The organism is Microcoleus sp. B3-A4 (assembly GCF_036705385.1).
Lineage (GTDB): Bacteria > Cyanobacteriota > Cyanobacteriia > Cyanobacteriales > Microcoleaceae > Microcoleus.
Map to the genome: position 1 here is coordinate 64,234 of NZ_JAUBUI010000015.1, position 12,453 is coordinate 76,686.

A 12,453-nucleotide genomic window follows, 5' to 3' on the forward strand; every position below is an offset into this window, starting at 1 on the left:
TTTTGTGACAATTTTGATTTGGTAGCTTTAGATACAGAATTGTCTGTTATAGTGATAGAAGAGAAGAAAAAACCAGCTCAACATTAATCTAAAGAATACGGAGGAACCCCCTATGTCTACCGAAAATCAAGCTCGCTCTCTGATGATGCGCCACCACCAACTGGTGAAGAACCGGCAGCAATCCATGCTCAACCGCACCGCCACCGAAGTCGGGATGGAAGATACGCACTACTGGGGTCACATTCAAGGCAAACCGCAGCCCAGCTTTCAAGCCAGTTACGATCGCAGCAACGCCACTATGAGCTAGGGCCAGCTCAATTTCGACAATTGTCTACGAAGTTATTACCTATAATTTGGAGAAATCAGTTATGTCAACTCAAGAACAAGCCCGCACCCTGATGATGCGCCATCAACACGTCGTCAAAAACCGTCAGGAATCCATGCTGAGCCGTGTGGCTGCGGAAGTTGGTTTAGATGCTGGTTCTCCAGCGAGTATCGATCGCAAATAACTCCTTTTTTCAACGGCGAGATAGTTGAATCGAGTTTGTTGTTTGCCAGCTAAAAATTAATAATGTCAATTACAAAACCGTCGCGACTTCTTCTTGAGTTCTACCTCTAGATTGGAAGCCGCGATTAGTTTTATGGGAATTGGGAATTGAAAATGGGGAATGGGAAATTGGGTTCAAAAGAATGGGGAATCTAAAATCTAAAATCTAAAATGGTTCGACTGAGCGCTCACGCCGAAGTCTAAAATCTAAAATCTAAAATCTAAAATGGTATAATCCCCTTTCAGCAGATTGAAGGCTACTAGGGAGGTCATCATGTCGGACTGGAAAGAAATTGACGGCGGAGTTACAGCACCCAGAGGGTATCGAGCATCGGGAATTACAGCGGGCTTGAAGCCTTCAGGCTTGCCAGATTTAAGTTTAATTTTGTCAGAGGTGGACGCGATCGCCGCCGGAGTATTCACAACCTCCACTGTCCGGGCCGCTTGTGTGGACTACTGCCGCCAGCGTTTGCAAGCTAAACCCAGCGCGAAAGCAATTTTGTGCAATGCGGGACAAGCTAATGCTGCTACTGGTGAACAAGGTTTGGCAGATGCCCTCGAAAGTGCCAAATTGTTGGGAGAAGCGCTGAATATTCCTCCAGAATCTATTCTTTTGGCCTCCACTGGCGTCATCGGACAGCGGATAAAAATGGAGCCGCTGAGGGCGGGAATTCCCCGATTAGTTGCTGAGGCATCGGAAACTGGTTCCGATGCGGCGGCTAAGGCTATTTGTACGACTGATTTAGTGCCGAAAACGATCGCCCTGGAAACCATGTTTGGCGATCGACCCGTCCGCATCGGCGGCATTTGCAAAGGTTCGGGAATGATTCACCCGAATATGGCAACAATGCTGGCATTTGTAACTTGCGATGCAGCAGTGTCGTCGCATTTGTGGCAAGAAATGCTGAGTCGGGCGGCTAACAGAAGTTTCAATCAAATTACTGTTGACGGCGATACAAGTACCAACGATTCGCTAATTGCTTTGGCAAACGGTCAATCCCGCACGCCCGCAATTACGGAAATGGGGGCAGATGCTGAAAAATTAGAGGCGATGCTGACAGAAGTTTGCGTACATTTAGCAAAGGCGATCGCCCGTGACGGCGAAGGTGCAACTTGTTTGGTGGAAGTGCAAGTTAGTGGCGCGCTGGATGAAGTTTCTGCGAGTAAAATTGCCAAAACAATTGTCGGTTCTTCTTTGGTGAAAGCTGCTATTTTCGGACGCGATCCGAATTGGGGCAGAATTGCGGCGGCTGCTGGGCGCGCTGGTGTACCTTTCGATCAAGAGAATTTGCGGATTCAATTGGGGGATTTTTTGATGATGGAAAACGGACAACCTAAAGAGTTCGATCGCGCTGCTGCAAGTAATTATATGAAAGCGGCTGCGGAGGGGGAATATTTGAAGGCTGATACGGTTTTAATTCAGGTTAGTGTGGGGAATGGCAGCGGTTTTGCGAAAGCTTGGGGATGCGATTTGAGTTACGACTACGTGAAGATTAATGCGGAGTATACGACTTAAAAAAGTCCAGGCGGTTAGACATCGGGGCGGTTAGAAACCGCGCCTACACAAACCAAACCAGACGAGAGCGGGTTAAAGGCAAATTTCACACAATTTAAACTAAACTTCCCCCCGTGGGGGGAAATTAAAAAATCTGAAACCTTTACTCACCGAGTTAATCTCAGCTTTTTTGCTCCTCATTTTAAAATCGCTGAAGCCCTTACACAGATAAGCTTTTTATAATTTTAACTAAAGCTCGCTAAAAATCTTATTCAGACTAAGTTTCAAGACTTTTTAAGCTTATTATTAATAAGTATAATATAAAGTTTGAAAACACGCCCTAACCAAAACTATCGGAGACAAACACATAGCCGCCGCCATATCCAACATTATCATCCACTAATATTAAGCCCTCGTTACCCTGCGGATCGCCACTCTGAGCAAGTCCGTAATTCACTACCCGCAACAACCGCTGCGGCGTAAACGATTCTAATTCCACAAAATTGCCTGCATCCAGCCATGCTAGTTCTTCGGCTGTTAAACTTTGCCTTACAGCCTCGGGTAATTGACGGGCGGTTTGTGCGACTGTTTGAGATTGCTGCACAAACATATCGCGGGTTGCTAAGATTTGACGGGGAGAAATTCCCAAATCAAAAATTGTCACCGCTTGATTCGCAAACCAGTTTGGATTAGTTCGCAGTTGATTTACCAAGCGAACTCCTGCAGGGCTTGCATTGTGCAGCGCATAAACTTTCAAATCGGCATTACGACGCAGCATTTCGATTACGGTGTTGAAGATGCTTTGGGGATAGCCACTAATACTAAGAATGGCGCAGTTGTTTTCAAAATGGACATTGTTAGCAATGAGGAATTGAGCTATTTCGTCACTGTCACAGATAATTGCGCGATCGAAGCTGTATGCGCTGACTTCGCGATCGATAATGGCGGGCAAAGCCTCTTGACGAGCAGCAGGGAGCAGTTTTTCTAATGTGCCGTTTACTGTTTGCCAGTCTCGCAGCCATTTATCGCTCTGCGCTTGATTAACGAGAAATATTTCACCCGTTAGCTGTGGGCGATTTTTTTGTGAAATGCCGAGCCAGTAGGAAAATAATCCTAGTGTAATCGCTACGATGTATCCTGAAGAATAATCAAATATTAGGCTTCCTGAAATGCCCATAACTAAAATAATTCCCCCTAAAATCTGGAGGTTTTTAGCATAATTTCTTCTGCCGCGAATACCTTGAGCCGGAGATTTGCTGTAGTTGAACAATAGCCATATCCAAATCAAATTGTAAAGAGCGAAGGGAATAACAACTGCGAATTGTGAGGGAAAAAGAGCAAGAGCGAAGTGAAGGCCTAAGATGCCCGCAAATACGCTAAAAAAGAAGTAGAGAAAAATCCAACTGGTTTCTGGGGCGCGAGATTTAAGCTTTTGGTCAATAAAATACAAAAACTGTTTGTGCGTAAAAAACAACATATTTTGGCTGGAAATATTTTCGATCGCCTTTTTGAAAAACGGATCGGTGAATGCCAACTTTTTATCAGTGACGCTAGTGGGTTCAAAGACAAACGGATGGTTGCACCGTTTACAGCGACCTGAGTTCCTGGTACGATCGCTCAAAATGTTGTCGGTTTGACACTGGACGCATTTCATTCCCATTTCGGTTACTCCTGATTGATTTAATGGATTTATATCGTTGGCGGTTGTTTCGGAATAATTTAACCGCAGAGGGCGCAGAGGGCGCAGAGGAAGAGAAGAGAGATAATAAGTAGAAGGAAGAAGGAAGAAACTATGCCCAATGCCCAATTCCCAATGCCCAATGCCCTCTTAAAAGATTTGCCCGTTTAACAAAATGGAATAGTCTTCTCGCTGTCGAATTAATCGATCGCCCTTAGCATCAATCAACACCTCAGCAGGGCGGGGGCGGTGCAGAAAATGTGACGACATCGCATAGCCGTAAGCCCCGCTATCCAAAATCGCGATCGCATCTCCAATTTTGAGTTTCGGTAGCCAGCAGTTGCGCCCCAAATAATCCCGCGAATAAGTCGTGTTGCCGCAAATATCCGTTTCATGTCGCGATACATCGTCGGTTTCCCAAGTGGCGATAGCCCGATAGCCCCCGTGTACCGCAGGCACCGATAGATTTGATACAGTCGTATCCACGCCGACAATTTGCCGCTGGCCCAACCACTTGACCGACACAACTTTCGCAAGCAAAACGCCACAACCTGCGATCGCCGATCGTCCCGGTTCAATCACCAACTCGATCGGGCGAGATAGCGCACTCAATCGTTCAGTAATCGCCGCACCAAACTCCCGCCAGTCAAACACCGCACCGCCTCGATAGGGATAGCCAAAACCACCGCCAAAATCGAGGGTTTTCCAATCGGGCAACAGTTGGGCGATCGCAATTAGCCGATCGATCGCCTGCGTAAAAGCACTCGTGGCGTTAGTTCCAGTCCCCCGATAAAAATGCAATCCGGTAATCCTCAACCCCTGCTGCTGCGCGATTTTGTTGGCTTTCTCAAATTCGGCTGCACGTACTCCAATCCGACTGTCTCCCGTCAATTCCGGTGAGTTGAGGCGCAGTCCAATTTCGGCACGGATCGATCGCGGTTGACTCCCGGAATATTCGCAAAAATCTTGGAGTTGCGACAGACTATCGAAATTGAATCGATCGATCTTCCATTCAATCAATTGCTGAATATCCGCCCTGTTGAGGTTACTGCCGGTGTAGACAATGCGATCGCTCGTAAAACCCGCTTTCAGTCCCAAAAAAACATCCCCCGGTGTATTCGCGTGTAGCCCCCAACCAGCTTGCTGAATCAATTGCAACAGAGCAATATTGCCGTTGGTGACGCTAGCAAAATGAAACTGAACGTGCGGATAGTCGATCGATCGCGTAATATGCTCAAGAGTCTGACGGAGGATATCGGCCTGATACACATATAAGGGCGAACCATAAGTTGATAAAAGTCGATCAGCCATTGCTTCGGAGAACGGCGGCGAATGTGTTTTGGTTTCATTCTGTAGCAAAGATTCAGTCATATTACATCCGTTAGTATAGGAATTGTAAAATCGATTCAACAATTAACAATCACGGACGGTGCAACCGGAATTAATCGAATTAATCTGCGTTTATCTGTGTTTATCTGCCCTCATCTGGGGTTTAAAAAAGAGAATTGCTTCACCGCAGATGACAATGGATGGACGCGGATTCACGCAGATGAAAAAAAGAGAGATATGAAGAATTCCGATGAATTGCGGATTTGAGATGATATCATTCGAGCCTCCTTCGATATTTCCAAATGCGCTGCCCGATCGCCGGTGGCAACCAAAACACATGATCCAGCGATCGCTTAACCGGAATTTCGCCTAAAACCTCGGTTCGCCATGCCTGCCACATCAGCAGTAACCAGAGATTGTTGCCAATATAGCGATCGCGCATTGCAACTCCGAGTTGTCCCGATAACATCGAGTCGGCTAAATGGGGCTGCCAGCAATTTTGCGATCGCAACAGATTCGGATTCAGCCGATCGCCGATCGCAGCCCAAAACTCCCGGTAATACCAAACCTTCAACGGCACTCCCATCCCGCGCTTTTCCCGCCAGATAATTTCAGGCGGCAACCAGCGTTCGGCAGCTTTTTTGAGGATGTATTTTTCGCACGCACCTTGCAGCAGCAGCTCTCCTGGCAGTTGAAACGTCCATGCTGTGAGGTCGGGGTCGCAGAAGGGCGATCGCACCCACAAACCGCAAGCAAACGCCAATGCGGTTGCCCTCGGCTGAATATTTTGGGCACCTTTGAGCATCAGCGAAGCGCGCCGCAGCCTCGCTAGCAGGGAAGGACAGGTTTTGGGATCGATCGCGTCTTGCAGGTAAACGCTCAAATCGTGAGATTGGATGCGATCGAGCATTTCTGGCGAAAAAATCTGTTTTTCATAACCAGAAAATCGCTGAAACGTCCGCAAATACTGCTGTTCAAAAGTTTCTCCTCCGGCGGGATGTTCTGCCGTGTAAACTCCGTGTGCAATCAAAGGCTTGTTTGTCCATCCGGCAAATAGCTGATCGCCATTCTCGCCATTGAATACAACTCGCACGTCTTGCGCCGCCGCCTGTTTGAGCAAAAACAGTGCAGCCGTGGTGCCATCTCCATAGGGTAAATCGAGGGCTTTGGCGGTTGGCCCGATCGCCCGCAACACTGCATCGCCCGTCGCCGCCACTCGGATCAGCGGAATCTGGAAAAAGTCCGCCACCTGTTGGGCGTAGGGCAGTTCGGAATAGGCTTCCACACCAAAATCGAGGGCATAGGCGCGCACTTGCAAGCCTGCTTTCACTAGCAGCGCCGTCACTAGGGAAGAATCGATGCCACCGGAGAGTAAAACGCCCACGGGTTCGTCGATCGGCAAATCGGCCACTTGTCGATCGATCGCCTGTTGCAACAGCCCTTGCAATTGTGCGATCGCCTCATCCTCACGGCGCAGTAGTTGGGGCGCTTCTTGCCAAGCCGATGGCAGCGATTCCCTACGGGATAGCTTCGCTGCGCGTACTTTCGGCCGATCGTTAACATCGGCGATTTCCCAAATCATCTCGCTTCCGGCTGCTACGGATGCAATTTGCTCGATCGGCGTTAACGGCGTGGGCACGTAGGAAAAACAAGCATAGCTGTGTAGGGCGATCGGGCTAACTTGAGGGGAAGCAATCAGCGGTAGCAGCAATTGCATTTGCGTCGAAAACCAAATCGTTTCTCCCAACTGCATCCAGTAAAGCGGCACTCGCCCAAACGGATCGCGCCCCAGCCTTAGCTGTTTCGCTTCTACCGCCGCCCAAGCATCTCCGGGTAAATCGGTTGGCCCAAATCGCCCGCAAGCATTCAGCGTCACTGTGTCAGCCGTGAGGACTGATGCAGAGGCGATCGCCCACTCGGATAATTTGCCCTGCCGAATGCAGTAATCTGGGGCTAAACGGCTGAGCGTTTTTGTGCGATCGTCCAGTCCCCAGTAGCCGATAAAATGTGAAGGTTGGTCGATCGCACCCATTAGATGTCTCCAATAATTGTGGAACAGCCATCTTGCCTGTTCAAAACAGGCTTTTTTGGATAAGTCTATTTAGATGTCTCCAATAATTGTGGAACAGCCATCTTGCCTGTTCAAAACAGGCTTTTTTGGATAAGTTTATTTATTTCACCGTGAAAGGTTCAGCGCTGATGACGCGGCCATCCAGGGACATCCGAACTTCCCATTTGCCTGGGGCTGCAGCAGATCCGAGATCGTAAAAGCAGTGCGTATTCCAAACCGCAGTATCGATCGTGCGAGTTTGATACCTACCCTGATGCACAGTTTGACCGCTAGAATTAATCCAGTCGCATTGTAAAGACAACTCACGGCCGATCGGAGCATTTTTCAACGTCACCTGGTAGTAGATGCGGGGGTTGATTAGACGGTTGACTTGAGTAAAGCTGTCACCACCTTTTTTCGATAGCGCAATCCTGTCTTCTCCTCCCACAACTTGAGCAGTTTTTTGTTGCTGATTTTGCCCGAACAGCACGCCTATACCGATCGCAGAAATGACAACTGCTGTCGAGGCGATCGCGATCCAACGGTTGCGTCGCTGCTGTTTTTCTAGGACTTCGCGGCGGCGCATTTGGGCGATCGCATCTTCTAAAAGCTCATCAGGAAGATTCAACTCCCGTAAAATTTCTCTTACCTGATCTGGGGCCAATTCTAACTCGCGCTGTTGTGATAACTTGTCGATTTCAGCGACTACCTGGGCTAACTGAGTTTGAGTGAGTCGAGTTTCCATAAAGTTCACGATTAGTATCTGTAATGTTCTTTCCCACTCGAAAGTTAAATATAACGATCGCCTCTCTCTTCTCGAACTCAGCGCCCTCTGCGCTCTCTGCGGTTAAATTACTCATATTATTCAATAAACAGCTCTATAAGTCAATTCATAAAAATCATAACCTTAACCTCATTAAATTCATATTTATAGTCCTGGACGCATGGGGACTCATGCGAAACCGGGTTTTTTCACGAAAAGACGCATTGCCACCCGCCGATTAGGTAAAAAACCCGGTTTCTTTGTCGGAGTGCGTCCTGGACTGACTTATATAAAATCCAGACTAGGAAACTCTTCTACTTTTTGGCAATCAGTTAAATTCAACTTTTCTGAATCAATTTTTTCCTGTTGGCGATTCAACCAAATTGCGTTTAATCCCGCATTTTTAGCACCCCAATAATCAGCCTTGAAGCTGTCGCCGATATGCAACACATTCTCGGCAATGCAGATGTGCTTTTGCAAAGCTGCGGTGAAAATTTGAGACTGGGGTTTTGCTGCACCCACTTCGGTGGAAATTGTCACTGAGGTGAAATATTCGGCTAAATTTAGTGCTTTTAATACTGCATAAATTCTGGAATCGAAATTCGATACTACTGCTAATTCAATTCCTTGTTGCTGCCACTTATTTAATGCTGGGAATACGTCGGGATAGACGAACCAAGGTTCGGCGGTGGCAAAATGAGCGTAGAGTTCGACAAAGAATTTGGGAAAGTCTGAGAATTGATTGAAAACGCCTGCTCTTCGAAAAGCGTTCGCGCAAACTGCTTGCCACCATTCAAATTCTAGCTGGGGAATTTTGGCTAATTCTCTTCCGGGAAATGCCATCGGATTTGAGTCGGCAAAACTTTGGAAAAATGCTGCATTTAACTCTTCGTTAGAAACAGTTACTCCCCAACTGCGGGCAAATTTTCCGTAGACTTCGCCGACGCTGCCGCGCACGTCAAATAGCGTGCCTGCGGCATCGAGAAAAATAATTTTGGTCATTTGAGAAGAAAAAGGGAAGAGGAAAGAGGACTTATCGCACATCCGGTTGCATCGGAATGATTTAACCACAGAGGACACAGAGAACACAGAGGAAAAGAAGAGAAGAGAAGAGAAAATAGATTTGAATAATTCCTTTTTTCTTCTTCCTTTTTCCTTCTTCCTTCTAATTAGTTGTTTACGGATTCACTACACCAGAATGATTGGCAATGTTGGCCGCAGGTTCAAATCTGCCTCCTAAATATTTGGCTAGGAATTCTTCGGCGATCGCATAAAAGTGCAGGCGATTTTCCGGCCGCGCAAATCCGTGTCCTTCGTCTGTATAAAGCACGTATTCTACAGGTTTGCCGGCTTGCTTCATGGCATTGACAATTTGCTCGCTTTCTGCTTCTTTCACTCGCGGGTCGTTGGCACCTTGGGCGATTAGCAAAGGTTTCTGAATGCGATCGACAAAAAATAAAGGCGAGATCGATTTGAGAAACTCTGGTTCTGTTTCCAAATTGCCGACGCGATGATACATATTTGCTTTCAGCGGTTCCCAGTAAGGGGGAATACTTTGCAGCAGTGTAATCAAATTGCTTGGCCCGACAATATCGACGGCGCAGGCAAAAACATCGGGACTAAAAGTCAATCCCGCTAAGGCAGCATAACCGCCGTAAGAACCGCCCATAATCGCAATTTTATGGGGTTGGGAAATTCCTGTTTCTACAAGCCAATTCACCCCATCTAGCAAGTCGTCGTGCATCTTAGCGGCCCATTCGCGATTGCCGGCATTGAGAAAGGCTTTGCCGTAGCCGGTAGAACCGCGAAAATTGATTTGCAAAACGGCGTAACCTCGGTTTGCCAGCCATTGGACTGCTGGATCGTAACCCCAGGTATCGCGTGCCCAGGGGCCACCGTGAACAAGCAAGACTGTCGGTACGGGTGTTGAGACACCAACCGGTTTTGTCAGGTAGCCGTGAATGGTTAAACCATCTCTTGCGGTGTAAGAAATGGGTTCCATTGATGATAGCGGTAGCCCTTCGAGTTTGGGTTTGTTGCTGAACAGAAAGGTGAAGGTTTTGGAGGCGCGATCGTACGCATAGTAGTAAACAGGGCCGTCGTCTGTCATGTAAGCGACTAGCCAAGTGGTATCGGCGAGGTTGCGGCTGGTGATGGAGAATTCGCCGGGGCGGAATTTGCCGATCGCCTCAAAATCCTCTGCTATACTTTGGTCTAAAATCTGCCACTCTTGCTTGTCCTTGTAGAAGGAAACCGCCTGAATCTCTCGCTTGGTGGGGTGTCCGACAATGCCGCCGACATCGTATTCTGGGTCAGAGGCGAGATCAGTTTCTTGTTTGGTTTCTAAGTCTAGTGCGATCAAACGTTCGGCGTTAGCATCATGATTGCCCATGATGTAAAGAATTTTGCCGTTTTCTGAGAACATGACGGCACTGCCTTCCTCATCGGGCCCCCATCTTCGCAGGCTTTCCCAAGACTTGTCCGCAGTTTCCCGAAACACCAATTCTGAGCCGCCGTCGGCAGTGGTGGCTGTGGCCGCCCGCACTTGGAATTGGTCGTCAGCAGTCCAACCGACGATGTTACCTGGGTTGTCGGTGTCAAATTCAACGGCACCATTTTTGAGGTTGATGCGGTAAACGTCGTGTTTGCTGCGATCGCGGATGTTCATTCCCACTAATATTTCATTGGGGAAGTTGCGGTCAAAGGCGATCGGCTGAGCTTGAACGCCTTGAAATGGTGTCAAGTCGCGAACCTGATTTGACTGGATATTGACTGAGAATAAATGCCAGTTTTCGTCACCCTCAGCATCTTGGAGATAAATTAGCTCTTCGCCGCTGTAAGTCCAGAAAAAGATGCGGATGCCTCGTTTTTTATCTGCTGTCAGTTGGCGATCGTCTGCTTGACCGACGGTACGCAATTGCACTTGCAAAACGTTGTTTTCATCTGGTGCAATGTAGGCGAGATACTTGCCATCTGGTGAAAGCCGGGGGCTAGTTTTTTCGGGATTTCCAAACAGAGTTTCCCGCTCTATTAACGGTGGAAGTTCTGTTTTTGGCTGTTGAGATGTGGAAGTTTGCATTTTTTATCGTCGCTAAAATTTTATTATCTACACTACTAAAGAAAAAACTCGGTCTTTACCAAATCTGCGGGTAGTGTAGTAGTGAAGTATTTGCGTGAAAAACCCGGTTTATGGGTCGCCATCATAAGTCCTAGGATCAACAATCAACCGTCAACGGTCAACAGTTAACGGTTAACAGTTAACTGTCAACAATTAACTAACTTTTAAGCAAATCCTGAATCGGTTTACTAATCCAATTGAAACCAACTTTTAGTTGATGGTCAAATGTTGGCATCCGATAGAGATAAGCTAGGCGGCGAGCAATGTGTGCTAGTTGTCCGTCGAGCTTAATTCCTAAACCGGCTAGGGTGGCGTTGTCAATTCCTAATGTCATCATTTCTCCTAGCGGCTGATAGCGGAAAGGAAGTAATGGGCGGCCGGTCAGGGATGCCCAAATGTTCCAAGCGGTGTAGTCAGCTTGCTGGAAGGCTGTTTGGGCTGTTCCGGGGACTTTTTGACCAGTTGCATCGTGACATTCTGCTAAGTCTCCCAAGGCAAATATATCTGGATGGTCGATAATTTGCATTGTCGGATTGACTGTTAATTGACCGCGGCGGTTTTGTTTGAGGGGTAGCGATCGCACTGCTTGACTAACTTGAGTTCCTACTGTCCACAGCACTATGTCTACGGGCAGAACATCTAATTGTCCTTTGTAAAGTAAGGATATTGTGTCCGCTTCGATCGCCTCTACTGTTGTGTCTAAGTCGATCCACACTTTCCGTTTTTCTAAAGCTTTGGTTGCAGCTTCGCGGTTAAACTCCGGCGATGTCTGCAGAATCATGTCGCTTTGCTCGACTAACCGCACGCGACCTTTGTCTCCGAGTCGATCGGCTAATTTACAAGCTAATTCTACTCCCGAATAACCGGCACCGACGATCGCAACCCGAATTTTGTCGGTGTTGCTGGCTTCTAAAAACCGCAGTCTTTCTTCTAAGCGGTAGGCGTCGTCGAGGGTGCGAAACGAGTAAGCGTATTCAACGGCACCTTTGACCATATCTAGGGGGGTTTCGCCGCCTAAAGCTAAAACAAGGCGATCGCACGGAATTTCTGGCCCGTCGTGCAACTGCACTCGCTTTTCCTCCACATCGATGCCGGAGACAGTACCTTGACAAAAGCGCACACCTGTATTTTGCAAGAGTTCGGCAAACGGTGGGGCAATTTCCCAGGTTTGGAGTTCGTCGGTCAGGAGTTCGTACAGCAGGGGAACGAACAAAAATCGATCGCGGCGGTCAACTAGGACAATTTCGGGTTTTTCGGTTTTGGAGAAGGGTAACTGACTCAAGCGCAGGGCTGTGTAGAGTCCGCCGAAGCCTCCGCCGAGAATACAAATCCGGGGTTGTTGTTGAGTCATGGTGTTTTGTTTGAGGGGCTCACGGTAGCAAAGCAACTTATCTTATTGTAACGAGAGTGGGGGAGTGAGGGAGTGGGCGAGTGGGCGAGTGGGAGTGGGAGAGTGGGAAAATCTTCCCCCTT

General features: G+C 47.9%; 10 protein-coding genes. 3 read left to right on the forward strand and 7 right to left on the reverse strand.

What is annotated here, in order from left to right:
* The first annotated feature begins 112 nt into the window (after window positions 1-112).
* The 3 genes from QUB33_RS09515 to argJ all read left to right on the forward strand — a co-directional run bounded on the left by QUB33_RS09515 (window position 113) and on the right by argJ (window position 2,063).
* Window positions 113-307, forward strand: coding sequence for a hypothetical protein (locus QUB33_RS09515; protein WP_006631905.1), 195 nt, complete (start codon window positions 113-115; stop codon window positions 305-307).
* Window positions 308-368: 61 nt separating this feature from the next.
* Window positions 369-509: a hypothetical protein gene (locus QUB33_RS09520; protein ID WP_172188083.1), complete on the forward strand. Its 141-nt coding sequence runs from the start codon at window positions 369-371 to the stop codon at window positions 507-509.
* A 312-nt stretch (window positions 510-821) separates the two neighbouring features.
* Window positions 822-2,063, forward strand: a complete 1,242-nt coding sequence (gene argJ / locus QUB33_RS09525; protein ID WP_333349752.1) for a bifunctional ornithine acetyltransferase/N-acetylglutamate synthase — start codon at window positions 822-824, stop codon at window positions 2,061-2,063.
* A gap of 319 nt (window positions 2,064-2,382) precedes the next feature.
* Here the strand turns inward: argJ and QUB33_RS09530 are convergent, their stop codons facing one another.
* From QUB33_RS09530 to QUB33_RS09560, 7 genes are all read right to left on the reverse strand, one after another.
* Window positions 2,383-3,702, reverse strand: coding sequence for a hypothetical protein (locus QUB33_RS09530; RefSeq protein ID WP_333349754.1), 1,320 nt, complete (start codon window positions 3,700-3,702; stop codon window positions 2,383-2,385).
* Window positions 3,703-3,870: 168 nt separating this feature from the next.
* Window positions 3,871-5,091: a decarboxylase gene (locus QUB33_RS09535; protein ID WP_333349756.1), complete on the reverse strand. Its 1,221-nt coding sequence runs from the start codon at window positions 5,089-5,091 to the stop codon at window positions 3,871-3,873.
* Between the two features lie 232 nt (window positions 5,092-5,323).
* Entirely contained in the window at window positions 5,324-7,081 is a 1,758-nt protein-coding gene (locus QUB33_RS09540; RefSeq protein WP_333349758.1) for an asparagine synthetase B family protein, read from the reverse strand.
* Between the two features lie 139 nt (window positions 7,082-7,220).
* Window positions 7,221-7,844: a DUF3859 domain-containing protein gene (locus QUB33_RS09545; RefSeq protein WP_333349760.1), complete on the reverse strand. Its 624-nt coding sequence runs from the start codon at window positions 7,842-7,844 to the stop codon at window positions 7,221-7,223.
* Window positions 7,845-8,147: 303 nt separating this feature from the next.
* Window positions 8,148-8,864, reverse strand: coding sequence for an HAD-IA family hydrolase (locus QUB33_RS09550; RefSeq protein ID WP_333349763.1), 717 nt, complete (start codon window positions 8,862-8,864; stop codon window positions 8,148-8,150).
* A gap of 175 nt (window positions 8,865-9,039) precedes the next feature.
* Window positions 9,040-10,941 (reverse strand): S9 family peptidase, encoded by a 1,902-nt coding sequence (locus QUB33_RS09555; RefSeq protein WP_333349765.1) that lies wholly within the window; start codon window positions 10,939-10,941, stop codon window positions 9,040-9,042.
* Between the two features lie 196 nt (window positions 10,942-11,137).
* The gene (locus QUB33_RS09560) at window positions 11,138-12,331 is read right to left on the reverse strand and encodes an NAD(P)/FAD-dependent oxidoreductase (protein ID WP_333349767.1); all 1,194 of its coding nucleotides are present in this window, start codon (window positions 12,329-12,331) and stop codon (window positions 11,138-11,140) included.
* Window positions 12,332-12,453: the final 122 nt, after the last annotated feature.